The organism is Hypericibacter sp. (assembly GCF_050729195.1).
In the GTDB taxonomy this organism is placed as follows: Bacteria; Pseudomonadota; Alphaproteobacteria; order Dongiales; family Dongiaceae; genus Hypericibacter.
The window spans coordinates 1-26,212 of sequence record NZ_JBOHKS010000166.1; the positions used below are offsets into that span (position 1 = coordinate 1).

29 protein-coding genes are annotated in these 26,212 nt (G+C 65.2%); 25 read left to right on the top strand and 4 right to left on the bottom strand.

The window, feature by feature from the left end:
• The first annotated feature begins 33 nt into the window (after positions 1–33).
• From leuD to ACREE8_RS12905, 5 genes are all read left to right on the top strand, one after another.
• Positions 34–639 (top strand): 3-isopropylmalate dehydratase small subunit, encoded by a 606-nt coding sequence (leuD, locus tag ACREE8_RS12885; RefSeq protein ID WP_431573408.1) that lies wholly within the window; start codon positions 34–36, stop codon positions 637–639.
• 37 nt (positions 640–676) lie between these two features.
• Positions 677–1,789 (top strand): 3-isopropylmalate dehydrogenase, encoded by a 1,113-nt coding sequence (gene leuB, locus ACREE8_RS12890; RefSeq protein ID WP_431573409.1) that lies wholly within the window; start codon positions 677–679, stop codon positions 1,787–1,789.
• Between the two features lie 75 nt (positions 1,790–1,864).
• Positions 1,865–2,269 (top strand): VOC family protein, encoded by a 405-nt coding sequence (locus tag ACREE8_RS12895; RefSeq protein WP_431573410.1) that lies wholly within the window; start codon positions 1,865–1,867, stop codon positions 2,267–2,269.
• Positions 2,270–2,321: 52 nt separating this feature from the next.
• The gene (locus ACREE8_RS12900) at positions 2,322–2,621 is read left to right on the top strand and encodes a hypothetical protein (RefSeq protein ID WP_431573411.1); all 300 of its coding nucleotides are present in this window, start codon (positions 2,322–2,324) and stop codon (positions 2,619–2,621) included.
• A gap of 64 nt (positions 2,622–2,685) precedes the next feature.
• Positions 2,686–2,865 carry a hypothetical protein gene (locus ACREE8_RS12905; protein WP_431573412.1) on the top strand — a complete coding sequence of 60 codons (180 nt, stop codon included), beginning with the start codon at positions 2,686–2,688 and terminating at the stop codon, positions 2,863–2,865.
• 84 nt (positions 2,866–2,949) lie between these two features.
• Here the strand turns inward: ACREE8_RS12905 and ACREE8_RS12910 are convergent, their stop codons facing one another.
• Positions 2,950–3,285 (bottom strand): Mpo1-like protein, encoded by a 336-nt coding sequence (locus ACREE8_RS12910; protein WP_431573413.1) that lies wholly within the window; start codon positions 3,283–3,285, stop codon positions 2,950–2,952.
• A gap of 102 nt (positions 3,286–3,387) precedes the next feature.
• Here ACREE8_RS12910 and ACREE8_RS12915 point away from each other — a divergent pair, with 102 nt between their 5' ends.
• A complete protein-coding gene (locus ACREE8_RS12915) occupies positions 3,388–4,401 on the top strand; it encodes an aspartate-semialdehyde dehydrogenase (RefSeq protein WP_431573414.1) in 1,014 nt (337 codons plus the stop codon).
• 70 nt (positions 4,402–4,471) lie between these two features.
• On the opposite strand, the gene pdxY is transcribed toward ACREE8_RS12915, so the two are convergent.
• Positions 4,472–5,320, bottom strand: a complete 849-nt coding sequence (gene pdxY, locus ACREE8_RS12920) for a pyridoxal kinase (RefSeq protein WP_431573415.1) — start codon at positions 5,318–5,320, stop codon at positions 4,472–4,474.
• Between the two features lie 265 nt (positions 5,321–5,585).
• Between pdxY and ACREE8_RS12925 the strand changes: the two genes are divergently transcribed.
• From ACREE8_RS12925 to ACREE8_RS12955, 7 genes are all read left to right on the top strand, one after another.
• Positions 5,586–6,479 carry an HpcH/HpaI aldolase/citrate lyase family protein gene (locus tag ACREE8_RS12925; protein WP_431573416.1) on the top strand — a complete coding sequence of 298 codons (894 nt, stop codon included), beginning with the start codon at positions 5,586–5,588 and terminating at the stop codon, positions 6,477–6,479.
• 73 nt (positions 6,480–6,552) lie between these two features.
• The gene (locus tag ACREE8_RS12930; RefSeq protein ID WP_431573417.1) at positions 6,553–7,617 is read left to right on the top strand and encodes a MaoC family dehydratase; all 1,065 of its coding nucleotides are present in this window, start codon (positions 6,553–6,555) and stop codon (positions 7,615–7,617) included.
• A gap of 56 nt (positions 7,618–7,673) precedes the next feature.
• On the top strand, positions 7,674–8,039 hold the full coding sequence (locus tag ACREE8_RS12935; RefSeq protein ID WP_431573418.1) for a hypothetical protein: 366 nt from the start codon (positions 7,674–7,676) through the stop codon (positions 8,037–8,039).
• A gap of 1,058 nt (positions 8,040–9,097) precedes the next feature.
• Entirely contained in the window at positions 9,098–9,493 is a 396-nt protein-coding gene (sdhC, locus tag ACREE8_RS12940) for a succinate dehydrogenase, cytochrome b556 subunit (protein ID WP_431573419.1), read from the top strand.
• The gene (gene sdhD, locus ACREE8_RS12945; protein ID WP_431573420.1) at positions 9,493–9,888 is read left to right on the top strand and encodes a succinate dehydrogenase, hydrophobic membrane anchor protein; all 396 of its coding nucleotides are present in this window, start codon (positions 9,493–9,495) and stop codon (positions 9,886–9,888) included. Before sdhC ends, sdhD begins: the two co-directional genes overlap by 1 nt.
• Positions 9,889–9,893: 5 nt before the next feature.
• A complete protein-coding gene (gene sdhA, locus ACREE8_RS12950) occupies positions 9,894–11,723 on the top strand; it encodes a succinate dehydrogenase flavoprotein subunit (protein WP_431573421.1) in 1,830 nt (609 codons plus the stop codon).
• 56 nt (positions 11,724–11,779) lie between these two features.
• On the top strand, positions 11,780–12,520 hold the full coding sequence (locus tag ACREE8_RS12955) for an NTP transferase domain-containing protein (RefSeq protein WP_431573422.1): 741 nt from the start codon (positions 11,780–11,782) through the stop codon (positions 12,518–12,520).
• Positions 12,521–12,544: 24 nt separating this feature from the next.
• Here the strand turns inward: ACREE8_RS12955 and ACREE8_RS12960 are convergent, their stop codons facing one another.
• Positions 12,545–13,300: a phytanoyl-CoA dioxygenase family protein gene (locus ACREE8_RS12960; protein ID WP_431573423.1), complete on the bottom strand. Its 756-nt coding sequence runs from the start codon at positions 13,298–13,300 to the stop codon at positions 12,545–12,547.
• A gap of 121 nt (positions 13,301–13,421) precedes the next feature.
• On the opposite strand from ACREE8_RS12960, the gene ACREE8_RS12965 reads away from it, so the two are divergent.
• The 6 genes from ACREE8_RS12965 (at position 13,422) to ACREE8_RS12990 (ending at position 18,333) form a co-directional block, all read left to right on the top strand.
• The gene (locus ACREE8_RS12965) at positions 13,422–14,024 is read left to right on the top strand and encodes a CDP-alcohol phosphatidyltransferase family protein (protein WP_431573424.1); all 603 of its coding nucleotides are present in this window, start codon (positions 13,422–13,424) and stop codon (positions 14,022–14,024) included.
• A 34-nt stretch (positions 14,025–14,058) separates the two neighbouring features.
• The gene (locus ACREE8_RS12970; protein WP_431573425.1) at positions 14,059–15,093 is read left to right on the top strand and encodes a flippase-like domain-containing protein; all 1,035 of its coding nucleotides are present in this window, start codon (positions 14,059–14,061) and stop codon (positions 15,091–15,093) included.
• Positions 15,094–15,208: 115 nt separating this feature from the next.
• Positions 15,209–15,985 carry a succinate dehydrogenase iron-sulfur subunit gene (locus ACREE8_RS12975; RefSeq protein WP_431573426.1) on the top strand — a complete coding sequence of 259 codons (777 nt, stop codon included), beginning with the start codon at positions 15,209–15,211 and terminating at the stop codon, positions 15,983–15,985.
• An 86-nt stretch (positions 15,986–16,071) separates the two neighbouring features.
• A complete protein-coding gene (locus tag ACREE8_RS12980; protein WP_431573427.1) occupies positions 16,072–16,740 on the top strand; it encodes a hypothetical protein in 669 nt (222 codons plus the stop codon).
• Between the two features lie 31 nt (positions 16,741–16,771).
• A complete protein-coding gene (locus ACREE8_RS12985) occupies positions 16,772–17,431 on the top strand; it encodes a hypothetical protein (protein WP_431573428.1) in 660 nt (219 codons plus the stop codon).
• Between the two features lie 23 nt (positions 17,432–17,454).
• The gene (locus tag ACREE8_RS12990; protein ID WP_431573429.1) at positions 17,455–18,333 is read left to right on the top strand and encodes an arginase family protein; all 879 of its coding nucleotides are present in this window, start codon (positions 17,455–17,457) and stop codon (positions 18,331–18,333) included.
• 3 nt (positions 18,334–18,336) lie between these two features.
• Here ACREE8_RS12990 and ACREE8_RS12995 read toward each other — a convergent pair whose 3' ends face one another.
• A complete protein-coding gene (locus tag ACREE8_RS12995; RefSeq protein WP_431573430.1) occupies positions 18,337–18,543 on the bottom strand; it encodes a DUF6494 family protein in 207 nt (68 codons plus the stop codon).
• A gap of 95 nt (positions 18,544–18,638) precedes the next feature.
• Between ACREE8_RS12995 and ACREE8_RS13000 the strand changes: the two genes are divergently transcribed.
• From ACREE8_RS13000 to ACREE8_RS13025, 6 genes are all read left to right on the top strand, one after another.
• Positions 18,639–19,409: an SDR family oxidoreductase gene (locus ACREE8_RS13000; protein WP_431573431.1), complete on the top strand. Its 771-nt coding sequence runs from the start codon at positions 18,639–18,641 to the stop codon at positions 19,407–19,409.
• Positions 19,406–20,578, top strand: coding sequence for a cell division protein ZapE (gene zapE / locus ACREE8_RS13005; protein ID WP_431573432.1), 1,173 nt, complete (start codon positions 19,406–19,408; stop codon positions 20,576–20,578). The genes ACREE8_RS13000 and zapE overlap by 4 nt, the downstream gene beginning before the upstream one ends.
• Before the next feature lie 153 nt (positions 20,579–20,731).
• A complete protein-coding gene (mdh, locus tag ACREE8_RS13010; RefSeq protein ID WP_431573433.1) occupies positions 20,732–21,697 on the top strand; it encodes a malate dehydrogenase in 966 nt (321 codons plus the stop codon).
• A 272-nt stretch (positions 21,698–21,969) separates the two neighbouring features.
• Positions 21,970–23,139, top strand: a complete 1,170-nt coding sequence (gene sucC / locus ACREE8_RS13015) for an ADP-forming succinate--CoA ligase subunit beta (RefSeq protein WP_431573434.1) — start codon at positions 21,970–21,972, stop codon at positions 23,137–23,139.
• Positions 23,139–24,011, top strand: coding sequence for a succinate--CoA ligase subunit alpha (sucD, locus tag ACREE8_RS13020; protein WP_431573435.1), 873 nt, complete (start codon positions 23,139–23,141; stop codon positions 24,009–24,011). The genes sucC and sucD overlap by 1 nt, the downstream gene beginning before the upstream one ends.
• Before the next feature lie 148 nt (positions 24,012–24,159).
• Positions 24,160–26,212 (top strand): 2-oxoglutarate dehydrogenase E1 component (locus ACREE8_RS13025; protein WP_431573436.1); only part of this gene is annotated, 2,053 nt, incomplete at its 3' end.

The following is a 26,212-nucleotide window of genomic DNA, read 5'->3' on the forward strand; positions in this document are numbered from 1 at the left end:
TTTTTCGCAGATTTGGCTATGGTCCGGCCCGTCATGGAACCATTCAACAAGCTCGAAGGGGTCGCAGCTCCCCTCAACATGATCAATGTCGATACCGACATGATCATCCCCAAGCAATTCCTCAAAACCATCCGCCGCACCGGACTGGGCAAGGCCCTGTTCGACGAGATGCGCTACAAGCAGGATGGCAGCGAGAATCCGGACTTCGTGCTGAACAAGCCAGCCTATCGCCAGGCGCAGATCCTCGTGACGGGCGAGAATTTCGGCTGCGGCTCCAGCCGCGAGCATGCGCCCTGGGCGCTGCTGGATTTCGGCATCCGCTGCGTCATCGCGCCCAGCTTCGCGGATATTTTCTACAACAACTGCTTCAAGAACGGCATCCTGCCGATCAAGCTGCCGCAGAGCGAGGTCGACAAGCTGATGGACGACGCCCAGCGCGGCGCCAATTCCATCGTCGCGATCGATCTGGAGAAGCAGGAGATCACCGGCCCCGACGGCGGCCGGATCCACTTCGAGGTCGACGCCTTCCGCAAGCATTGCCTGCTGAACGGCCTCGACGATATCGGCCTCACCATGCAGAAGGCCTCGGCCATCGACAGCTTCGAAGCCAAGAAGAAGCTCGAGCAGCCCTGGCTCTGAGCGACCTCTCCCGCTGAACTCAAGGAATTCCGGTACCGTGGCTGCCAACAAGAAACTCCTGATCCTCGCCGGCGACGGCATCGGTCCCGAAGTGATGCAGCAGGTCGAGCGCGTGCTCGGCTGGTACGCCAAGCGCCGCGCGATCGGCTTCGACGTGAGCCAAGGTCTGGTCGGCGGCTGCTCCTACGACAAGCACGGCACGCCTTTGACCGACGCCACCATGGGCGAGGCGATGGGCGCCGACGCGGTGCTCCTGGGCGCCGTCGGCGGCCCCAAATGGGACAGCCTGCCGTTCGACAAGAAGCCGGAACGCGGCCTGCTGCGCCTGCGCAAGGACATGGAGCTCTTCGCCAATCTGCGGCCGGCGATCGTGTTCGGGCCCTTGGCCGATGCCTCGAGCCTGAAGCGCGAGCTGGTCGAAGGCCTCGATATCATGATCCTGCGCGAGCTCACGGGCGGCGTCTATTTCGGCCAGCCCCGCGGCATCGAGACGCTGCCCGACGGCACGCGCCGCGGCATCAACACGCAAGTCTACACCACGGGCGAGATCGTGCGCGTCGCGCGGGTCGCTTTCGAGATGGCGCGCCTGCGTGGCCGCAAGGTCTGCTCGGTCGAGAAGGCCAATGTGATGGAGAGCGGCGTGCTCTGGCGCGAGGAAGTCCAGAAGCTGCACGACGCCGAATACAAGGATGTCGAGCTCTCGCATATGTATGCCGACAATTGCGCGATGCAGCTGGTGCGCCAGCCCAAGCAATTCGACGTGATCGTCACCGACAATCTGTTCGGCGATATCCTGTCCGATTGTGCCGCGATGCTGACGGGCTCGCTCGGCATGCTGCCCTCGGCCTCGCTGGGCGCCGCCGATGCGCGCGGCCGCCGCCGCGCCCTCTACGAGCCGGTCCATGGCAGCGCACCCGACATCGCCGGCAAGGGCCTGGCCAATCCGCTCGCCACCATCCTCTCGCTCGCGATGATGCTGCGCTATTCCTTCGCGCTCGGCGCCGACGCGGATCTGCTGGAGAAGGCGGTCGGCAACGCGCTCTCGGCGGGCTATCGAACCGGCGACATCATGACGCCCGACGCCACCAAGGTTTCGACCAGTGGGATGGGCGATGCGGTGCTGAAGGAACTGGACCGGCTCGCGGCCTGACGCCGCGGGGCCTGGATCGATTCCGGCCCATCTCCGTTCCTATCCGGTGACTCACGCCCGTCAGGAGGAGCGATCATGTCCCTGATTCTCTATACGACCGTGGGCGTCAGCGATCTCCCGCGCGCCATCGCGTTCTACGATGCGGTGTTCGGCGCGCTCGGCTGCCGCCGTTCCCATGAGGGATCGGACGGATGGGCGGGTTGGGGACCCAGCTATGACGAGGGCGTGAGCTTCTGGATCTGCAGGCCCTTCGATGGCCGCTCCCCCAGGCCCGGCAACGGCGCCATGATCGCCTTGCGCGCGCGCGGCGAAGCCGAGGTCGTCGCTTTCTATGAAGCGGCGCTCGCCCATGGCGGCACCGACGAAGGAGCACCCGGGACGCGGCCCTATTACGAGCCGAGTTTCTATGTCGCCTATGTGCGCGACCCGGATGGCAACAAGCTCGCTTGCGTGTTTCACCAGCATCAGCCCGATGAATGATCGTCTCGCCGGGGGGTGACTCCGGGGCGGTCGGCTGGCTAAGCTTGGATCCATGATGAAGATCAACAGCCCGAAGCTCCGGATCCTGGTCCTGGCCGCGATCGTCGCCCTGGTCGGGGGTCTCGCGGTCTGGGCCGACAGCGGATCGGCACCGGTCAGTCCCGCCGCCACCGTCGCGGCCACCCCGGCCAGCAGCACCGAGGACGCGGCGCCCTGCGGCTGCGGCGGGCCCAAGAGCTATTATCTCAAGAAATACGGGACAATTAAGCCGCCGGCGTTCCAGAATCAGACCGAAGGCCAGCCCCCAACCGCCCCGTCCGTTAACCCGCCCTCCACCAGCAGCGGTGGATAACATCCTCGACAGGCTGGACCGGCATCGGTTAGCCTAGCGTCGAAATCGGGTTTCGAGGCCTCTGATGGCTCGTCTGGCAGCATTTCTGGTGATGGCGGCGGTCGCGCTCGGCGCGACGTCATCCGCTTTTGCCTGCAATCACACGACGACGGCCCAGGCCTCCGGCGCGGTGATCGCGCAGGGCGACACGACCACCACCAAGACGACCACCACTGTGAAGCCGGAGGGCGGCACGGGCGGCTGAGCGTTCACTCCCCAGGGAGATAAGACGCGAAGGGCCGCCCCGGATCGGGCGGCCCTTCGCGTTTCTGCGGGTTGGATCGATGCCCTAAGGGGCCTTCAAACTCAGCCGCACCAGCTCCCTGTCGAGGCGCCCCGTCGCCCAGAGAAACAGCATGCGGAGATCGCTGAAGAGCGAGAAGAACGGATGACCGAAAGTTTCAGGGCGATTGCCCTCGATCATGAGATGCGCGGCCCAGGCGAAGCCGTAGCCCAGGATCGGCACCGCGATCAGCGGGCGCCAATCCCAGGCGATCGCAGCCCAGAGCAGGCAGGCGATGGCGAGGCCGGTGCCGAGGAAATGAATGAGCCGCGTGCCCGGCTGGGCATGCGCCTCGAGATAGCGCGGCCAGAATTCGGCATAGCTCATCGCCTTGGATGCCATCGGGGTGCGACCTCGCGCCCGGTCCCGTCATGCCGCCCGGCGCTTGCGCCGGTGTCGGATCCGAATTAATCCACCCATCACCACAAGAAGAGCGAGCAGACCATGGGTTACAAAGTAGCGGTCGTCGGTGCCACCGGCAATGTCGGCCGAGAGATGCTGGCGACGCTGGCAGGCCGCGAGTTTCCGGTCGACGAGGTCGTGGCCCTCGCTTCCGAGCGGTCGGTCGGCAAGGAAGTCTCCTTCGGCGAGGACGAGGTCCTGAAGTGCCAGGATCTCGCCAAGTTCGATTTCAAGGGCTTCGATATCGGCCTGTTCTCGCCGGGGGCGAAGGTCTCGGCGGTGCATGCGCCGCGCGCGGCCAAGGCCGGCTGCATCGTGATCGACAACACCTCGCATTTCCGCATGGATCCGGAGATCCCGCTGGTGGTGCCGGAGGTCAATCCCGACGCGATCGCGGGCTACACCAAACGCAACATCATCGCCAACCCGAATTGCTCGACTATCCAGATGGTGGTGGCGCTGAAGCCGCTGCATGACCTCGCGCGCATCAAGCGCGTGGTGGTCGCGACCTACCAGTCGGTCTCGGGCGGCGGCAAGGAAGCGATGGACGAGCTCTATAACCAGACGCGCGCCATCTACATGGCCGGGCCGATCGTGAAGAACAAGTTTCCCAAGCAGATCGCCTTCAACGCCATCCCCCAGATCGACGTCTTCATGGAAGACGGCTCGACCAAGGAGGAATGGAAGATGAAGGTCGAGACCAAGAAGATCCTCGATCCCGATATCGAGGTGGTCGCGACCTGCGTGCGGGTGCCGGTCTTCGTCGGCCATTCCGAGGCGATCAATCTGGAGTTCGAGAATCCGATCTCGGTCGAGGAGGCGTTCGAGGCGCTCCAGAGCGCGCCGGGCGTGATCCTCGAGGATCGCCGCGAGCCCGGCGGCTATATCACGCCGGTCGAATGCGTCGGCGACGACGCGACCTTCGTCAGCCGCGTGCGCATCGATACGACGGTGCCCCACGGCCTCTCGCTCTGGGTGGTCTCCGACAATCTGCGCAAAGGGGCGGCCTTGAACGCCATCCAGATCGCCGAGCATCTGGCGGAGAATTATCTCTGAAGAGACGGAAGCGGCGCTTCCTTTCTTGTCTCCTCCCCCTTGCAGGGGGAGGGGACGACAGTGAGATCACTCACCTCAACCGCTCGAGCTTCGCCTTCTTCGGCGGATTCGCGAATGCGTCCTGCGCGGCGACGAGGGCCAGCTCCCTCGCGTCGCCGGTCGCTTCGACCACCGCCGCCATGGCGCTGGCGGCGAGGCCCAGCGAGGTCTCGAGGTCGTGGCGGTTGTTGAGGTAATGGCCGAGGAAGAAGGCGGCGAAGCAATCGCCGGTACCATGCGCCTTCAGGGGATGACGCTGGGCGGTGGCGAGGAACACGCCTTGCGGTCCCACCGCCATGGTCTCGATCACCTGCGGATTGCCGTCGACGCGCTCGATGCCGGTGGCGATCACGGTGAGATTGGGCCGGCCCTGCGCGCGGATCGCCTCGCAGCCGCGGATCGCATCCTCCAAGGTCTCGACACGGCTGCCGGAGAGGTAGTCGAGCTCGAAGATGTTGGGGAAGGTGAGATCGGCCTGGGGCAAGAGCTCGCGCTTGATGAGCACCGCGGTCTCGGCCGGCACATAAAGGCCGCCTTTGCGCTCGCCCATGACGGGATCCAACGCATAGAGCATGTCGGGCCGGCTGCGCCGCAGCTTGGCCAAGGTCTCGACCGCGAGCTGCGGCGCCTTGCCGAGAAAGCCCGTGGCGAACACATCGACCTCGGGATAGACGCCGAAGCGCTCCAGCCCGTCCAGCACCATCGTCACCTCTTCGGTCGTGAGCTGGCGCCCGCCCCAAGCCGGATAGCCCAGATGATTCGAGAGAAGTGTGGTCTCGACCGGCCAGACCTCATGGCCCAGCCGCTGCAGGCAGAAGACAGAAGCGGCATGGCCGACATGGCCATAGGTGACGCGGGACGAGATCGACAGGATGTTCATGGAGGCCCTCGGATGAGGGGCGCACTCTCCCATGCGGGCCGGCCCGCTGGGAAGGCGGCAAGAGAGCCCCCGAATGGGGCTGGGAGCCCAGCTTTTCTGCGGGTGTCATGATGACAATCCGGCCGGAACCCCCTACCTGAAAGGGGCCGGCACCGGGCGCTGTTTCACGCCTGCGGTTTCGCTATAGTCGCGCAGCTTCCGGCGGCAGGGCTCGAGGGCCCCGCCTGTCGCGGAACCGCCTCGTCAGATCAGGGAATGACTGCCCATGTTCCAGTCCACCCGCCCGCGCCGCAGCGCGCTCTATACCCCCGGCTCCAACCTTCGCGCGCTCGAGAAGGCCAAGACCCTGCCGGCCGATGTGCTGATCATGGATCTCGAGGATGCGGTGGCGCCCGAGGCGAAGCGCGATGCCCGGATCCAGGTGGTCAACGCGGTCAAAGCCGGCGGCTTTGGCGCGCGCGAGATCGTCATTCGCATGAACGGCCTCAACACGCCCTGGGGCTATGGCGACCTGGCGGCGGTGGCCGAGGCGGGTGCCGACGCCATCCTCATTCCCAAGGTCGAAAGCATCGAGACGGTGCGCCAGGCCGAGACGGTGCTGGTCGCCAACGGCGCGCCCGAGGCGCTCACCCTCTGGTGCATGATGGAAACGCCGCGCGCGATGCTGAATGCCGAGGAGGTCGCGGGCGCCTCGCGCCGGGTGCAGTGCTTCGTCATGGGCACCTCGGACCTCACCAAGGATCTGCATGCGGCCCACACGCGCGACCGCCTGCCGCTTATCACCAGCCTCGGGCTCTGCATGCTGGCGGCGCGGGCCTATGGCCTCGCCATTCTCGACGGCGTGCATCTCGACCTCGAGGACGATGCCGGCTTCGAGATCGCCTGCCATCAGGGCGCCGAGATGGGATTCGACGGCAAGACCCTGATCCATCCCAAGACGATCGCGGCCGCCAACAAGGCCTTCGCGCCGGCGGCGAGCGATGTCGACTGGTCGCGTCGCGTCATCGCCGCCCATGCCGACGCCGCCGCCAATGGGCGCGGCATCGTCGTGCTCGACGGCAAGCTGATCGAGAACCTCCATGTGCTCAATGCGCGCCGCATCGTCGAGCTGGCCGAAGCGATCACGTCGCGCGAGCGCGGCGACGGCAAGTCGGTATGATCGCTTCGCTCTACTTCAAAGCTTCGGGCGAGCGTTTCGATCGAAGACGGTGCCCTATCTTGCGAATTGACGCATGACGGCATCGACCAAGACCAGCGCCGGCAATTTCTTCGAGGATTTCCAGCTCGGGCAGGAGATCCGTCATGCGATTCCCCGCACCGTCACGACCGGCGACGTCGCGCTCTATACGGGACTGACCGGCAACCGCTTCGCGCTCCCCAGCTCCGACGGTTTTGCCCGCGAGCTGGGATTGCCGCAGGCGCCGCTCGACGACCTCCTGGTGTTCCATCTGGTCTTCGGCCGCACCGTGCCGGACATCTCGCTCAACGCCATCGCCAATCTCGGCTATGCGCAAGGGCAGTTCGGCCTGCCGGTCTACCCGGGCGACACGCTGGCCGCGACCTCCCGGATCATCGGCCTCAAGGAGAACTCCAATCGCCAGACGGGCGTCGTCTATGTGCGCTCGATCGGGCGCAACCAGCGCGGCGCGATGGTGGTCGATTATGTGCGCTGGGTGCTGGTGCGCAAACGCGACCCGCAATCAGCGGCGCCCACCACCGTCATTCCCGATCTCGTCGCCTCGCTGCCGGCGACGGCGCTCGAGGTGAGCGGCGGGCTCGATCTGACGCGCTTCGATCCGGCCGTCACCGGCTCGGCCCATCGCTGGGAGGATTACGAAGCGGGCGAGCGCATCGATCATGTGGATGGGATGACGATCGAGGAGTCCTGCCACATGACCGCGACGCGGCTCTATCAGAACAATGCACGCGTGCATTTCAACCAGCATGCCGAGAAAGACGGCCGCTTCGGGCGGCGCATCGTCTATGGCGGCCATATCATCAGCCTCGCGCGCGCGCTGTCGGCCAACGGGCTGGGCAATGCGCTGAAGCTGCTCGCCATCAATGGCGGCCGGCATACCAACCCCAGCTTCGCCGGCGACACGATCTTCGCCTGGAGCGAGGTGCTGGCGAAGGCGGAGCTGCCCGGGGTGGCGAATGCCGGCGCGCTCCGTCTGCGGCTGGTCGCGACCAAGAACCAGCCGGCCGCGAATTTTCCCGACAAGGCCGCTGACGGCAATCCCGATCCCGCCGTCGTGCTCGATTTCGACTATTGGGCTTTGCTGCCACGCCGCGGCTGATGACGTCAGGCGCCCGGCCGACAATGAACCCGAAATTTTCAGGAGCCTGCCCCTCGATGACTTCCTTGCTTCGGACGCCAGCCTCGCGCCGCAGGATGCTGGCCGTCGCCGTCGCCTGGATCGGCCTGGCCGGCTGCAGCGCCATGGACGTGCCGGTCCGCGACGCTTACCGGCGTCAGATCGCCGGCCAGTATTATGCGATCGAGCTGCAGCGTGGCTTCACCCTGCCGACGAAGGGCGAGAGCGCGGCCTACTTCAAGCAATCGATGCCGCTGGCCTGGGACCAGCTTTACGGCCTCCGCGATGGGGGCCAGATCAATTGGCTGCTGGACGATTTCAACAAGAACAACGCGCTCTGGCAGAAGATGCCGAAATACCAGCAGGATCTGCTCTGGCGGCCGCAGTTCGAGCCGCCGCTCTAGCAACAGACCCGCATGGTCGTTTGACGGCCATATCTAGGGGCCGTCGAGAACAATCCCACCAAATCTTGTTGAATCGCGCGACTCGCGCATGTTAAACGGATTCGAGGCGTCAGGCGCGCGGAGCCTCTAGGGACTCCGCGCGCCACGCCCCGCGAAACGGGGCGTTGACTGACGCCTCCGGAGCCGGCAAGGGCTCCGGCACGAAAAAGCGGCGGGGTCTTTCCCAGTCGATCTACGCGGCAAGCCCGGACCTGGCATCCAGCAACCGCAATTTCGACCTTCGCCTCGGAGCAAAGCCGGCCTCGGGCGAGGCCGGCAGCGCCGAGCACCCGACGGCTCCTGGCATTCCACCCTCGGACCAGCCGCCCGGCGGCACCTGCGTCGGTCCCGGATGGGCTCCGGACCGAACAGCCAAGGCGCGCTCTTCCGACGCCATCCGAACCGACCGCTTGCGCGAGACGAGTCCGGCGCCGTCTTTCAGGCCCCTATCTGTCCGGCCCGAAGGCTCAGACATCAGAGACCGACCGGGTCGGCGAGTGCTCGCTTGAGGGCAGCCCGCCATGCCATCCCGACGAAGGTTCGTTCCATGCGCCACCCCGAAGGGCGACGCGCAGATCCCCTGCCGCCGGCGCCAGATCGCGGACGGAAAGGCCCGAAGGCCTTCCCCCGTCCCCTGCGGCCGAAAACCGGGATCGCGGATTGGCGGGCGCCTGACGGCACCTCGGCATGGGGCTCTCCGCCCGATATGCCCCCGAGGCACGTCAGACGGGGGCGGTCCATGCCTTGCGCGTATGTCTGCGAGCGGTCTCAGGCCGACGCTTTCGCGTGCAACGGGAAGCTTGAGGCGAATCGCTGCAGCCGGGCAATCTGCTTTTGCCCGCCGGGCCACTTTTCCTGTGCATAGCTGGTGGAGAAGTGCACATTCTGTGCACAGTCTTTCCACCTTCCTATCCACATTTCGCAGGTGCGGAATGGCCGGACGGGCTGGAATTGACTTGCTTTCCGGCCGGGGCTAAATCCACGGCCGGGCTACAATAAAGGCCAGGAATCATCGAGCTATGGCGACACAAAACCGGCCGCTTTCGCCCCACCTCCAGATCTATCGTTGGCAGATCAGCTCGGTCCTCTCCATCCTGCACCGCATCACGGGCATAGCGCTCGCGGTCGGCTCCCTGCTGTTGGTCTATTGGATCATCGCGGCGGCGGTCGGGCCCGAGGCCTTCGCCCAGGCCCAAAACCTGATCGGCTCCATCCTCGGCCGGCTTCTCCTCTTCGGCTGGACCTATGCGCTGTTCTTCCATCTGGTGAACGGCATCCGCCATCTCTTCTGGGACATGGGCTGGGGCTTCGAGCTGAAGACGGTCTCGATCACCGGCTGGACCGCGGTGATTGCGGCGCTGTTGCTGACGCTGATCGCCTGGGGTCTCGGCTACTGGCAGATGGAGCTCCTCTGATGGTGAAGCCCAGCGCCGATCTGCGCAGCGAGCTCGGCCGCGTCCGCGGCCTCGGTTCCGCCAAGGAAGGCGTGCAGCATTGGTGGCACCAGCGGCTTACGGCCCTGGCGCTGATCCCTCTCATGATCTGGCTGGTCGCCGGTCTCGTCGCCCATGCCGGCATCGATCGCGCCGGCGCCACGCAATGGCTGGGCTCGCCCGTCACCTTCGGCCTGATGCTGCTGGTGTTGGGCGCGGGCTTCTGGCATGCGCTCCTCGGCCTGCAGGTGGTGGTCGAGGATTATGTCCATAACGAAGCGGCCAAGCTGGTCCTGGTGATCGGCCTGCGCTTCCTCTGCATCGGCCTCGCGCTCGCGACCGCCATCGCCCTCTTCGATATCGCGTTCGGAGGCTGAGTCTCATGGCTGAACCGGCAGCGCCGACGGCAGCGCCCAAAATCAACGGCCAGGCCTACCCGATCATCGATCACGCCTATGACGTGGTGGTGGTGGGCGCCGGCGGCGCCGGCTTGCGCGCCGCCTTCGGCATGGCGGCCAAGGGCCTGCGCACGGCCTGCATCAGCAAGGTGTTCCCGACCCGCAGCCATACCGTCGCGGCGCAGGGCGGCATGTCCGCCTCGCTCGGCAATATGGGCGAGGATGACTGGCGCTGGCATATGTACGACACCATCAAGGGGTCGGACTGGCTCGGCGACCAGGACGCGATCGAGTACATGGTGCGCGAGGCGATCCCCGCGGTGATCGAGCTCGAGCATTACGGCGTGCCCTTCAGCCGCACGCCCGAGGGCAAGATCTATCAGCGCCCCTTCGGCGGCATGACCACGCATTTCGGCAAGGGCATCGCGCAGCGCACCTGCGCCGCCGCCGACCGCACCGGCCATGCTATCCTGCACACGCTCTATCAGCAGGCGCTGAAGCATTCGGTCGAGTTCTTCATCGAATATATCGCGCTCGACCTGATCATGGACGAGGAAGGCCGCTGCCGCGGGGTGATGGCCTGGAATCTCGACGACGGCGCGATCCACCGCTTCGCCGCGAAAAGCGTGGTGCTCGCCACGGGCGGCTATGGCCGCACCTATTTCTCCTGCACCTCGGCCCATACCTGCACCGGCGACGGCAATGCGATGGTGTTGCGCGCCGGGCTGCCGCTGCAGGACATGGAGTTCATCCAGTTCCACCCGACCGGCATCTATGGCGCCGGCTGCCTCATCACCGAGGGCGTGCGCGGCGAGGGCGGCTATCTGACGAACTCGGCTGGCGAGCGCTTCATGGAGCGCTATGCGCCCTCGGCCAAGGACCTCGCCTCACGCGACGTGGTCAGCCGCGCCATGACGATGGAGATCCGCGAAGGCCGCGGCGTGGGCGAGCATAAGGACCATATCCATCTTCATATCGAGCATCTCGACCCGAAGATCATCCATGAGCGCCTGCCGGGCATCGCCGACACCGCGCGCATCTTCGCCGGCGTCGATGTGACGCGCGAGCCAATCCCGGTGCTGCCGACCTGCCATTACAATATGGGCGGTGTCCCGACCAACTATCACGGCGAGGCGGTGACGCTGAAGAACGGCAATCCCGACAGCGTCGTGCCGGGCTTGATGGCGATCGGCGAGGCGGCCTGCGTCTCGGTCCATGGCGCCAACCGGCTGGGCTCGAACTCGCTGCTCGATCTGGTGGTGTTCGGGCGTGCGGCCGCCAATCGTTGCGCCGCCACGATCGATGCCGAGGAGCCGGTGCCGTCCCTGTCGGCCAATTCGGGCGACGCGGCCCTGGCGCGGCTCGATCGTTGGCGCCATGCCAAGGGTGGCACGCCCACGGCGGCGCTGCGGCTCGAGATGCAGAAGATCATGCAGTCCAACTGCGCCGTGTTCCGCACCGGCGAGGTGCTGGCCGAGGGGCTGAAGCTGCTCGAATCCTGCTGGAGCCGGCGTTCCGATGTCGGCGTCTCCGACCGCTCCATGATCTGGAACAGCGATCTGGTCGAGACGCTCGAGCTCGACAATCTGCTGGTCCAGGCGGTGGTCTCGGTCGCCTCGGCGGTCAACCGCACCGAAAGCCGCGGCGCCCATGCGCGCGAGGATCATGCCGAGCGCGACGACAAGAACTGGCTCAAGCACACCGCCGTCTGGTGTGGCGAAGACGGCAAATCGAAGATCGACTACCGCCCGGTCCATATGCAGCCGCTCTCGAACGACGTGCAGTCCTTCCCACCGAAGGCACGCGTCTATTGAGCCCGCTGCGCGTGACCGCCCCCTTTCGCCCCGACGCCCAAGGACGCTGAAGCGCCATGCACGCGATCATGCTGGCGGCCGGCCGGGGCATCCGTTTGTCCAACGGAGCGGGCCATCCCAAATGCCTCCTCGAGTTCGGCGGCCATACATTGCTGCGCCGGCATATCGCGATCCTGGAATCGCTCGGCATCGACAAGCTGACGATCGTGGCGGGATTCAAGGCCGAGGAGATCCATGCCGAGCTGGCGGCGATCGGCGCCAAGCCCTGGATCGACACGATCCATAACCCGCGCTTCGAGGAAGGGGCGGTGGTCTCGCTCTGGGCGGCGCGCGACGTGCTGCGCGGCGGCTCGGACATCCTCTTCATGGATGCCGACGTGCTCTATGACCGCGCCGTGCTGCAGCGCCTGACCCAGTCGCCGCATCGCAACTGCCTGCTGATCGACCGCGACCTCGAGCCCGGCCCCGAGCCGGTGAAGGCCTGTCTGCGCGGCGGGCAGCTGGTCGAATTCGGCAAGATCGTCAGCGGCGATTTCGAGGCGATGGGAGAATGGCCGGGCTTCCTCAAGCTGGAGCCGCTGATGGCGGGCCGGCTGGCGGCGGCGACCGAGCGGTTCGTCGCCAACGGCCGGGCGGCCGAGCCCTATGAGCCGGCGATGCGCGAGGTCTTCTTCGCCGATCCGACGCATCGCATCGGCTGCGAGGACATCACCGGCATGGCCTGGATCGAGATCGACACGCCGGAAGATCTGCGCCGCGCGCATCAGGCCATCGAGCCGGCGCTGGGAATAGGCTGAAGCGGCGCTGCCGCCGCTCGTCCGTCAGACGCGGAAGACGTAGCGCTTCGACGGGTCGCGGTCGATGTCCGGCGGAAAGCCCTCATGCTTGTCCGCGTAATAGCGCTCCATGAGCTCGCCCGCCGACGCCCGGTTGTAGGTGGCGTAATAGATGCGGCGCATCCCGTCGGTCATGTTGGGCTGCGAGGCGTGCGGCACATAGCTGTCGAAGAAGATGATGTCGCCGGGCTGGGTCGGAAGATCGACCCAATGCATGCCGGCGAGGTCACTCTCGGTCAGCGGCTCCCACAGGCGGGCGAGGCCCTTATGCTCGTAATTGTCGACGATCTGCAGGCAGCCATTGGCGGCGGTCGCTTCGTCGAAACAGACCAGGGCCGAGACGAAGAAATCCGCATAGTTGTTCCAGCCGGCTTGCGCGTCCTGATGCGGCTTGAAGCCGTCGGCGCCGGGGAACTTGAAATTGATCTTCTCTTTGAAGAGTGCGGCCGGCTCGCCCAGCAGCTGCTCGACCAGCGGCTTGAGGGCGAGGGTCAGCGATTCGAAACCCTGATGGAAGGGCGAGATCCGCTCGATCCGGGTGATGATGCGTTCCTGGGGATCGAGCAGGCTCGGGTCGCGATAGACCCACTGGCGGCCCGAGACCTCGGGCTGCTGCACGAGGTCGGTCGCCCAGGCGTCGAACTGGGCCACGGCTTCGCCGTCGAAGGCATGGCGCAGGACGGTGAATCCATGCTTCTTGAACTGCTCGACCTGGCTCAGGTCGAGCTTATCTATGGCCAATCTCGGCAAGATTTCCTACTGTCCCCAGGTCACGCTTTTCAGCGGACCTTTCCCTTGCTAGCGCCGTGATTAAGGGCCGCCGCGTTAATAAGTCAATAATATTACGACGGACCCTGAAGCCATGAGCCACAACACCTGGATCCATCGTCTGGTAACACCCCTGGTGCGGCCGCTGGTCGGCACCTCGGTCTCCCCGAACCAGATCACGACCCTGCGGCTGGGCTTCGGGTTGGCCGCCGCCGCGGCCTATGCCGAGGGCAGCGATATCTGGCTCAGTATCGGTGGGGGCTTCTTCATCATCTCCATGCTGCTCGACCGGGCCGACGGGATCCTGGCGCGCCTGTCCGGGAAACTGAGCAAGTTCGGCCATTATTTCGATCTGATCTCGGATTCGGTCTGTAACGCAGCGATCTTCATTGGTCTGGGAATCGGGTTGCGTTTCACCGCTCTCGGGGGTTGGACCGTGGCGCTGGGCTTCCTGGCCGGCTTCGCCGTCATGTTCATCCTCGGCGTGGTGATGTGGGCCGAGGGCCAGAAGGGCCTGCGCGCGGCCGAGCTGCCCAGCATGGCCGGTTTCGATGCGGAGGATTCCACGATCCTCATCCCGATCATCGTCTGGCTCGGCTGGGGTTTGCCGCTGCTCTATGTCTCGGCGGCGGTGACGCCGCTCTTCGCGGTCTATTTCGCCTGGCTGCATCGACGCATGCTGCGCCCCGCGGCGTGAGCACGCGGCGCTTTCCGCAACCGGCTCCTTGACGATGGCGAAACCGATTCCGTCCCGACTCTGGGTCAAGCTGGCGATGGTGGCGATCGGCGCCGGCCTGCTGGTGGCCGTGCTGGCCAGCATCGATCTGGCGCAGGTGCTGGTCCTGCTTGGCCGGCTCGGCTGGGGCTTCCTCCTGGTGATGGCGGCGGCGGCCCTGGTCTTCAGCGCCGATGTCGCGAGCTGGCTCGCCGTGCTGCCGGCGCTGCCTTTCAAGCTCCGCCCCTGGCTCTGGCTCTGGAAGGTCCGGCTCGTGGGCGAGATGCTGAATGTGGTGACGCCCTTGGGCGGGCTCGGCGGCGAGCCGGCCAAGGGGCTGATCCTGGTCAAGCATCGGGGATTGGATCCGCGCGAGACCGTGGCCTCGCTCCTGGTCGCGCGCACCTCGCTGCTGTTGTCCTTCCTGCCCTTCCTCGGCATCGCCTATGCGCTGATGCTGCGCGAGCCGGCATTGGGGTCCGACACGGTCACGGCGATCGGCATCGGTTCGCTGCTCTTCACCGGCGGGATCCTGGGCTTCTTCCTGGTGCAGCGCTTTCGTGTCGCCTCGCGGCTGGCAGGTTTCATCCATCGTTTCCGTTTTGCCGCCGGGCTGGAGCGCTTCCTCAACGAGATCCGCGCCGTCGATCGCGAGCTCCGTCGCCTCTATGTCGAGGCCGCGCCGCGATTTGGCGCCGCCCTCGCCCTCGCCTTCGCCGGCTGGCTCCTGGGAGCGGTCGAGCTCTTTGTCATCTCGAGCCTGCTGGGCTATCCGCTCACATTGCCCGAGATCCTGATCATCGAAGCCGTCGTCCAACTGGTCCGCCAGGCCACCGGCCTCATTCCGGGGAGCCTGGGCGCGGTCGAGGGGGCCTTCCTGCTCCTCTACGGTGCCTTTGCCGGCGAGCCTTCGGTCGGGGTGGCGGTGGCGCTGGTCCGGCGCGCGCGCGACCTGGTCTGGATCGGGGCCGGACTCGCGATCGGCTATGGCTATCTGGAGATGCGCAACGAGACCCCGGTCGGACTGGCAAAGACGAACGAAAACAGCTAGTTAATCCTTTGGCATCGAATCGCGTCTAAAAGCGCGTAGCCTTGCCGATCGGGGCAGCCCGGGTCGCGACGGACCGCCCGCATGACATCTGCCTGGAGAGAGGATTCGAACGACGATGGCCGAGTTCGCCCTGCCCGCCAATTCCAAGATTCGGACCGGACAGACCCACAAGGCGCCGGCCGGGGCGAAGCGCATCCGCAACTTCAAGGTTTATCGCTGGAATCCGGATTCGGGCGAGACGCCCCAGCTCGATACCTACGAGGTCGATCTCGACAAATGCGGTCCGATGGTTCTGGACGCGCTGATCAAGATCAAGAACGAGATGGATTCGACGCTGACCTTCCGCCGCTCCTGTCGCGAGGGGGTCTGCGGCAGCTGCGCCATGAATATCGACGGCACCAACACGCTCGCCTGCACCAAATATATCGACGAGGTGAAGGGCGAGGTGAAGATCTACCCGCTGCCCCATATGTCGGTGGTGAAGGATCTGGTGCCCGATCTCAACCGCGCCTACGCGCAATATGCCTCGATCGAGCCTTGGCTCAAATCCAAGTCGCCCGCCCCCGGCCGCGAGCATCCGCAGAGCCCCGAGGAGCGCGCCAGGCTCGATGGGCTCTGGGAATGCATCCTCTGCTTCTGCTGCAGCACCTCATGTCCCAGCTATTGGTGGAGCGGCGATCGCTATCTGGGGCCGGCGATCCTGCTGCAGGCCTATCGCTGGATCGCCGACAGCCGCGATGAATTCACCGGCGAACGGCTCGACAATCTCGAGGATCCGTTCCGGCTCTATCGCTGCCACACGATCATGAACTGCACCAAGACCTGTCCGAAGGGCCTCAATCCGGCCAAGGCCATCGCCGAGATCAAGAAGCTGATGGTGGCGCGCCGCTAAGCGCCATCGGATTCCATCCTCGCCGGGCCTTCATCGGCCGACGGGGCATGCAAGCGTCGTTTCATGGCCCCGGGGGAACTGACTGCATGCGTGCTGGGATCGTGGCGCTCGCGATGCTGCTGGCCTTCGCGGGCCCGCTGGCGGCGGAGGACGTGACCGTCGGCGGCAAGGCACTCTCGCTCGAGCCGCCCGCAGGTTCCTGCACTTATGACCGCGGCAATGTGTTCGATGCGGCGGCGATGCAGCGGGCCGAAGATGCCCAGGCCGGCAAGAACCAGGTGGTGCTGCAGTTCGGCCGCTGCGACGAGTTCCCTCAATGGCGAACCGGCGCCGCCGCCTTCAGCGAGTTCGGCCGCATCATGCTGCCGCTCAACTACCCCGGCGCGCCGCAGCCCTTGCCCCTGTCGCGCCAGAAATATCTCGACATCATGGCGCCCAAGGTCCCGAAGCTCGATCCCGTCGATGTCGAACGGATCGAAGATCAACCGAGCAGCAAGATTACCAACAGCCAGGCCTCGGGCCCGCAGCTTCTCGGCCTTCTCGACCAGGACCAGAATGGGCTCTATGTCGGCTTTCTCGGCGTGCTCGAGGTCGGCGGCAAGAAGTATCCCTTGGCCGGCGTCGGCGCCGTCACGATGCTGGGTTCGGTGCCCGCCTCCGTGAATCTCTATCGACCGATGGGCAAAGGCGCGTTCGACAAGCTTATCGATGCGCAGAAGGCTTATGTCGCTGAGTTGATCCGAAAGAATCCTTGAAGGCTGCCAGCTTCGTCAAAAGGAGCTCTCCATGCGTCTCATCGCCGTCATCCTTATAGGCCTGTTGCTCCCGGTTTCGGCCGCGAGCGCCGAGCAATTTCAGATTGCCGGCAAGACGCTGTCGTTGACGCCGCCTGAGGGATATTGCCCGCTCGACCGGAGCCGGAAAGACGATGACGGGCTGACGACGCTTCTGGAACGCTCGCAAGCGGGCGTCAATCAGGTGTTGCTGAACTTCGCCCTCTGCACCGAGCTCGAGGACTGGCATGCCGGCAAGATCCAGAACATGCGCCATTTCGGGAATGTCATGGTGCCGGTCGAGAATGGATCGACCTATGCGCTCAGCGTTCCCCGGCAAAGCTATGTCGCGGCCCTCGTGGGCCAGGTCGCCAGCGTCGATTTCGCGGCGATCACCAAGGAGGTCAACCAGAAGCTCGAGATCGGGCAGATCACCGACAACCAGTTTCTGGGCGCCCTGCATCAGGACGACAGCGCGATCTATATCGGCATCCTGACCACGCTGGATACCGGCGGCAAGAAGCTGCCCCAGGCGGGCATCGCCGCGCTGACCCTGCTCAACGGCGTTCCGGCTTCGATCAATCTGCAATGGCCGGCGGAAGAAGATGTATTGAAGGGGTTGCTCGCGGCGCAGCAGCAATACACGGCTGCTCTGATCCAGGCCAACCCCTGACGCGACCCCAAGGGAGAGAGTCCATGACCCGGTTCGCCATCATCGAAGCGCCTTCGCCGCTGGGGCTTTGGCCCAGCGGTGTCGAGCGCGCACCCGAGGTTCTGCTGCAGCTGGGTCTGGCGCGGGCGCTGGACGCCAGGCGTGCCGGACGGGTCGAGCCGCCGGACTATGATCCGATCCGCGACCCGGACACGCGGATGCTCAATCCGCAGGGGATCGCCGAGTACTCGCCGCGCCTTGCCGACGAGGTCGGCGCCGTCGTCGATCAGGGCGAGTTCCCGGTCGTGCTCGGCGGCGATTGCAGCATCCTTCTGGGCTGCCTGCTGGGCCTGCGCCGGCGGGGGCGCTACGGCCTGTTGTTCCTCGATGGCCATGCCGATTTCTACCAGCCGGAGGCCTCGCTCACCGGCGAGGCGGCGGACATGGATCTGGCGCTGGTTTCGGGCCGGGGCCCCGCGATCGTGACCGATATCGATGGCGGCCGTCCTTATGTCCGCGACGAGGACATCGTGCTCTTCGGGCACCGAGACACGGCGGTCGCCCTCAAATACGGCAGCCAGGATGTGCGCGAGACCGATATCACGGTCCTCGACCTGCAGACGGTCCGCAAGGCCGGCGTGCTGGAAGCGGCCACGGCGGCGGTGCGCCAGCTCGCCGGCAGCGACCGGCAGGGATTCTGGATCCATCTCGACGTCGACGTGCTCGACGACGCGGTCATGCCGGCGGTGGACTATCGGATGAGCGACGGCCTCGATTTCGAGGAGCTGGTCGCGGTTCTGAAGGCGGCGATCGGCAGCGGCCGCGCGGTCGGGCTCAATGTGACCATCTTCAATCCCAATCTCGATCCCAACCGGACGGTCGCCCGCCAGCTGGTGAACGCGCTGGCCCGCGGGCTGGGCTGAGCCTCAGCCGACCTCGATCTCTTCCTCGACCTCATGCCGAAGCCCGATCGAATCGATCGTGAGCGTCATCCGGGCTTTGAGCGGTCCCTTGCCCTTGATCCGGCCTTGGGCGGCCGCCTCGCGGACAGCGACCTCGATGGCGCGCTGCGAGGTCACGCCGACCTGCTTCAGGAATTTCCGCAGCGACATGTTGAAGACGTCTTCGTTCATGAGCTGTCTCCTCGATCCGTCAGGGCGCCTCGATTTCGGCGGGCGCCCGCCACGCCGGACTTTCCGTTCCCGGCGGTTCGGATAGATTGAGCGCCATGGCGACTCGGAGCAAGTCAGGCAAGGGACCGGTATTGCTGGTCACCGGTGGCAGCCGCGGCATCGGCGCCGCGACCGCGCGCCTCGCGGCGGCGCAAGGCTATCGCGTGGCGGTCAATTACAACAGCAACGGCAAGGCCGCGGCTCGCACCGTGCAGGCGATCGAGAAGGCCGGCGGCACGGCCGTCGCGATCCAGGCGGATGTCTCGCAGGAAGACCAGGTCATCAGCCTGTTCGAAGAGACCGAGGCGCGGTTCGGTCCGATCTACGGGCTGGTCAACAATGCCGGCATCATCGGGTCGAGCGGCCGGGTCGAGAACCTGACGGCGGAGACGCTGGAAGCGGTCATGCGCCTCAATGTGATCGGCGCCTTCTTCTGCGCGCGCGAGGCCGTCAAGCGCATGTCGACCCGCAATGGCGGCAGCGGCGGCGCCATCGTCAATGTCTCGTCGCGCGCCTCGACCCTCGGCAGCCCCGGCGAGTTCGTGCATTACGCGGCGTCCAAGGGTGCCGTCGACAGCATGACGATCGGGCTGGCGCGCGAGGTCGGGCGCGAAGGGATCCGCGTCAACGCCGTCTCGCCCGGCCTGATCCTGACCGAGATCCATGGCTCCGTCGGCGATGCCGGCCGGCTGAAGCGGCTGGTCGGCAGCGTGCCGCTGGGAAGGGTCGGCTCCGCGCTCGAGGTCGCCAAGACCATCGTCTTCCTGCTCTCGCCCCATGCGAGCTATGTGACCGGCACCATCGTGGATGTGTCGGGAGGCCGATGACAGCCGAGGCCGGATCCGCCAAGCGTCCGGAAGCGGCGCCCGATCTCGGCGGCGGGGAGGGGCAGGGACCGCTCCCGCGCTACCGCGCCCTGGTCGCGTCGGGCGCCATCGCCGCCGATCCGCGCCAGGCTATGGCGGCGGAAAAACTGCAGCTCCTCTATCACGCGCTTCTGAATTACCGGCCGGGCGGCGGGTCGAAGAGCTGGCGCGAGCGGCTGGGGCTGGTGCGCCGCGCCCAGGAACCGGCGCCGCAGGGTCTCTATATCTTCGGCCCGGTCGGGCGCGGCAAATCCATGCTGATGGATCTGTTCTTCGAGACCGTGCCCATCCCGGCGAAGCGGCGGGTCCATTTCCATGAGTTCATGCTCGAGATGCACCAGTCGATGCATGAGTGGCGCCAGACGAACGAGGGCGATCCGATTCCGGCCTTGGCGACCCGAGTCGCGGAATCGAGCTGGCTGCTCTGTTTCGACGAGTTCCAGGTGACCAATATCGCCGACGCAATGCTCCTCGGCCGGCTTTTCGAGGCGCTTTTTCAGAAAGGTGTGGTGGTGGTGGCGACCTCCAACACCGCCCCCGCCGACCTCTATCGCGACGGGCTCCAGCGCGAGCGCTTCCTCCCCTTCATCGCGCTCCTCTCCGAGCAGCTCGACCTGTTCGAGCTGGGCGGTCCGACCGACTACCGGCTCCTGCGCATGAAGGGTCGTCCGCTCTATTTCCATCCGCTGGGTGCGACGGCGAGCGCGCAGCTCGATGAGATCTGGACGGTGCTGACGGACGGCGCGAAGGGCGATCTGGCGAGCTTCACCGTGCAGGGGCGCCAATTCGAAATAATGCGCGCCGCCAAAGGGACGGCCTTCATGACCTTCGCCGCGCTCTGCGGCCGTCCGCTGGGTGCGGCCGACTATCTGACGCTCGCGACTCACTTCCATACTCTGCTGCTCGAAGGCGTGCCGCGCTTCACGCCGGAGCGTCGCAACGAGGGGAAAAGATTCATCACGCTGGTCGACGAGCTCTACGAACATCGCTCGCTTCTCGCGATGACCGCGGAGGCGCCGATCGAGTCACTCGCGGCGAGCGACGACATCGAATTCGAGTATCGCCGGACCCATTCTCGGCTCGTCGAAATGCAGTCCGACGGCTATCGCGAACGGCATCATTTGACGTGAATGTTGAAATTTTTGTTCAACACACTTGCTCTTGATGTTAAAAGAGGGTATTGACACTAGGTCTAGTGATATGCCCAGGCCTGATTCGACATCAGGTATGCGTTGCCCGAATGAGAAAAAAATCGGGTTCCGCGGACGAACAAGGGAATGAGAATGGCGCGCCAAAAAATCGCGCTTGTGGGTGCAGGCAATATCGGCGGAACTCTCGCGCTTCTGGCTGGGCTGAAGCAGCTCGGCGACGTGGTGATGTTCGACATCGTCGAGGGCGTTCCGCAAGGCAAGTCTCTCGATATCGCGCAGAGCAGCCCCATCGAGGGCTTCGATGCACGGCTTGTCGGAGCCAATGATTATGCCGCCATCAAGGGCGCCGATGTGGTGATCGTCACCGCCGGCATCCCCCGCAAGCCCGGCATGAGTCGAGACGACCTCCTTGGCATCAATGGCAAGGTCGTTTCCACCGTCGGCAAGGCGATCAAGAAGTATTGCCCCAAGGCCTTCGTCATCGTCATCACCAACCCGCTCGACGTGATGGTGTGGGTGATGCGCGAGGAGAGCGGCCTGCCGGCCGAACGTGTGGTCGGCATGGCGGGCGTCCTCGACAGCGCGCGCTTCCGCTATTTCCTGGCCGAGGCGCTCGGCGTCTCGGTCCAGGACGTGACCGCCTTCGTCATGGGTGGACATGGCGACACCATGGTGCCGCTGGTCCGCTACTCGACCATGGCCGGCATTCCGTTGCCGGACCTGGTGAAGAAGGGTTGGATTTCTCAAGAGAAGCTCGATGCCATCGTCCAGCGTACGCGCGACGGCGGTGCGGAGATCGTGGGGCTCCTGAAGACGGGCTCCGCCTTCTATGCGCCGGCGGCCGCCGCGATCGAAATGGCCGAGTCTTATCTTTTGGATAAGAAACGCGTTCTACCCTGTGCTGCCCAGCTCAATGGGGAGTACGGGGTAACAGGGCTCTATGTCGGTGTGCCGGTAGTCATCGGCGCTGGCGGCGTGGAGAGAGTGGTCGAGATCGACCTGAACAAGGCCGAAAAAGCCCTGTTCGACAAATCGGTTTCGGCCGTTAGGGGCCTCATCGATGAGATGAGGAAAATTCAGAGAGGAGTTACAAAATGAAGCGGACCACAAAGCGCCGGGCTAAGCCGGCTGCGAAGAAGGCCTCGCCGAAAAAGGCCGCCAAGAAAAAGGCCAAGGCGAAGTCCAAGAAGAAGATCTAATACGGCCGTCAGTCGTTCTGAAGGCCTAAGGCGGCGGTATCCCGGATCTGGTTGCCGACTCGTGGGCGGCGCTTGCGCTGTCCCGGGAAGTTGCTAGATTATGCGCCCTGCAAAAACAGTCGGGTCGCAAGGCCGGGTGCCGCCGCCAGCACTCTTGCCCTTCTTAGGCCGATGAACATTCACGAGTACCAGGCGAAGAGCCTGATCACCAAGTTTGGCGTCGCCGTTCCACGCGGCGTCGTTGCCTTTACGGTCGACGAAGCCGAAGCTGCCGCCAAGCAGCTGGGCGGCAGCGTCTGGGTCGTGAAGGCGCAGATCCATGCCGGCGGCCGCGGTAAGGCCGGGGGCGTGAAGATCGCCAAGTCCGTCGCCGAGGTGCGCGACTACGCCAAGGCGCTCCTGGGCATGACCCTGGTCACCAAGCAGACCGGTCCACAGGGCCGCGTCGTGCGCCGTCTCTATATAGAAGAAGGTGTCGATATCCGCCGCGAGCTCTATCTGGGGCTCCTGGTCGATCGCGGGTCGTCGCGCGTCACCATCATCGCCTCGACCGAGGGCGGGACCGAGATCGAGGAGGTCGCGGCCAAGACCCCCGACAAGATCATCAAGGTGCCGGTCGATCCGGCGACCGGGCTGATGCCGCATCATGCGCGCCAGGTCGCCTACGGGCTCGGGCTCGAGGGCGATCAGGTCAAGTCCTGCATCAAGTTCGTGACCTCCTGCTGGCGCGCCTTCAACGAGCTCGATGCCTCGGTGGTCGAGATCAACCCGCTGGTCGTCACCGGCAAGGGCGAGGTGATCGCGCTCGATGCCAAGATGAATTTCGACGATAACGGCCTCTTCCGTCATCCCGACGTGGCCGAGCTGCGCGACGAGAACGAGGAAGATCCCTCCGAGATCGAAGCCGGCAAATACGGCCTCAACTACATCAAGCTCGACGGCAGCATCGGCTGCATGGTCAACGGCGCCGGCCTCGCCATGGCGACGATGGACATCATCAAGCTCTATGGCAGCGCGCCCGCGAACTTCCTCGATGTCGGCGGCGGCGCCACCAAGGAGCGCGTCACCATCGCGTTCAAAATCATCCTCTCCGATCCGAACGTGAAGGGCATCCTGGTCAATATCTTCGGCGGCATCATGCGCTGCGACGTCATCGCCGAGGGCGTGGTCGCGGCCGCGCGCGAGCTGGCGCTCAAGGTGCCGCTGGTCGTGCGCCTCGAAGGCACCAATGTCGAGCTCGGCAAGAAGATCCTCGCCGAGAGCGGGCTCAAGGTTCTTTCCGCCGACAATCTCGCCGACGCGGCCGAGAAGATCGTGCGCGCGGTCAAGGAAGCCGCCTGATGGCCGTCCTCGTCGATCGTGACACGAAAGTCATCTGCCAGGGCTTCACCGGCTCGCAAGGCACCTTCCACAGCCAGCAGGCGATCGCCTATGGCACCCGCATGGTCGGCGGCGTCACGCCCGGCAAGGGCGGCACCACCCATCTCGATCTGCCGGTGTTCGACACCGTCGCCGAAGCGGTCCAGAAGACCGGCGCCACGGCTTCGGCGATCTATGTGCCCCCGCCTTTCGCCGCCGACGCGATCCTCGAGGCGGTCGCCGCCGGGGTGGCGCTCGCGGTCTGCATCACCGAGGGTATACCGGTCCTCGACATGGTCCGCGTGAAGCGCGGCCTCCAGGGTTCCAAGACCCGGCTGGTCGGCCCCAACTGCCCCGGGGTCATCACCCCCGACGCCTGCAAGATCGGCATCATGCCGGGCCACATCCATAAGCGGGGCTCGATCGGGATTGTTTCCCGGTCAGGGACACTTACATACGAGGCGGTCGCTCAGACCACGGCGGCCGGTCTCGGGCAGTCCACCTGCATCGGCATCGGCGGCGACCCGGTCAACGGCACCAATTTCATCGATTGCCTGGATATGTTCCTGGGCGATCCGGAGACCAAGGGTATCGTCATGATCGGCGAGATCGGCGGTTCGGCCGAAGAGGATGCCGCCGAATTTCTGAAACACGACAAGCGTAAAAAGCCCGTCGTCGGCTTCATCGCCGGCGTGTCGGCCCCCCCGGGCCGGCGCATGGGCCATGCCGGCGCCATCATCTCGGGTGGCAAAGGCGGGGCCGGGGACAAGATCGAGGCCATGCGGAGCGCCGGAATCGCCGTCGCGGAGTCGCCCGCAAGCCTTGGCAGTACAATGTTAAAGGTACTGCGCTAGCCATTAGCCCGCCGGGCCGTTCGCTCGGTCCCGACGGGTTTTCCGGCGAGCGCCTTCCTTGGGGGAAGAGGTCGCGAGCCGAAAGACCCTGTTAACCATATTGACAGGGTCGAGAGCCTAGAAGGCTCCTGCAACAACAACCGAACGAATGATGCGCAACGACCCCACGACGTTTCTATCCAGCCCGAACGCCGCCTTCATCACCGAGCTCTATGCCCGCTATCTCGAGGATCCCCAGTCGGTGGATGCCTCCTGGCGCGGCTTCTTCGCCGAACTGGCGGACGAAGCGCCCAATGTGGCGAAGGATCTGGAGGGCGCCAGCTGGGCACCCCGCCGGAACGGCGAAATCATCAATGGTCACGACCATGCGACCCCGGCGGCGGTGCGTGAGAACGGTGCGGCCAAGCTCACGGAGCGCGTCGAAGGCGATGTGATCCGCGCTGCCGCGACCGATTCGATCCGCGCGCTGATGATGATCCGCGCCTATCGCGTCCGCGGCCATCTCGAGGCCAATCTCGATCCGCTGCAACTGAAGCCGCGCCCAAAGCATCCCGAGCTCGATCCGACCTCCTACGGCTTCACCGAAGCCGACATGGACCGGCCGATCTTCATCGACAACGTGCTGGGCCACGAATATGCGACGTTGCGCCAGATCATGGCGATCCTGCGCGAGACCTATTGCGGGAATATCGGCGTCGAGTTCATGCATATCCAGGATCCCGAGCAGAAGACCTGGATCCAGGAACGCATCGAAAGCATCCGCAACCAGACCAACTTCACCGACAAGGGCAAGCGCGCGATCCTCGAGCGGCTGACGGCGGCCGAGACCTTCGAGCGGTTCCTCGACAAGAAATATACCGGCACCAAGCGCTTCGGCCTCGACGGCGGCGAAAGCATGATCCCGGCGTTGGAACAGATCATCAAGCGCGGCAGCCAGATCGGCGTGAAAGAGCTGGTGATCGGCATGCCCCATCGCGGGCGCCTCAACACGCTTGCCAACTTCATGGGCAAGCCCTTCTCGGCGATCTTCTCCGAGTTCCAGGGCAACCCGGCCAACCCCGAGGACGTCCAGGGCTCGGCCGACGTGAAGTATCATCTGGGCACCTCTTCCGACCGCGAGTTCGACGGCCTGACCGTCCATCTCTCCCTGACCGCGAACCCCTCCCATCTCGAGGCGGTGAACACGGTCGTGCTGGGCAAGGTTCGCGCCAAGCAGGAGCAACGCGGCGATCTCGATCGCGACGAGGTGATGCCGATCCTGATGCATGGCGACGCCGCCTTCGCCGGCCAGGGGCTGGTGGCCGAGACCCTTGATCTCTCCGATCTCAAGGGCTATCGCGTCGGCGGCACCATCCATTTCATCGTCAACAACCAGATCGGCTTCACCACCGATCCGGTGCAATCGCGCTCCGGCCCCTATTGCTCGGAGGTCGCGAAGATCATCCAGGCGCCGATCTTCCATGTGAACGGCGACGATCCGGAAGCGACCGTGCATGTGGCGCGCATCGCGACCGAATACCGTCAGCGCTTCAAGCATGACGTCGTGGTCGACATGTTCTGTTATCGCCGCTACGGCCATAACGAGAGCGACGAGCCGATGTTCACGCAGCCGCTGATGTATAAGCGGATCGCGCAGATGCCGACCACCCGCCAGCTCTATGCCGAGCGCCTCGCGCGCGAAGGCACGCTGACCGAGGCCGAGGCGGCGGGCATGGTGGCGGAGTTCCAAAAGCAGCTCGAAGAGGCGCTCGAGAACGCCAAGAGCTTCAAGCCGAACAAGGCCGACTGGCTCGAGGGCGCCTGGAGCGGGCTCGAGATCGCGTCCGGCGACGACCGCCGCGGCGAGACGGCCATGCCGATGCAGGAGCTCAAGGAGATCGGCAACGCCCTCTGCACCGTGCCGGCCGGTTTCAATCTCAACCGCAAGATCGTCCGCCAGCTCGACGCCAAACGCCAGGCGATCGAAAGTGGCGAGAATATCGACTGGGCCACTGCGGAAGCGCTCGCTTTCGGCAGCCTCCTGGTCGAAGGCGCGCCGGTCCGGCTGTCGGGCCAGGATGTCGGCCGCGGCACCTTCTCCCAGCGCCATGCGGTGCTGATCGACCAGGAGAACGAGGACGAATATCTGCCGGTCAACAATATCCGCGAGAAGCAGGCCAAGCTCGAGGTGATCGACAGCCCGCTCTCGGAAGCCGGCGTGC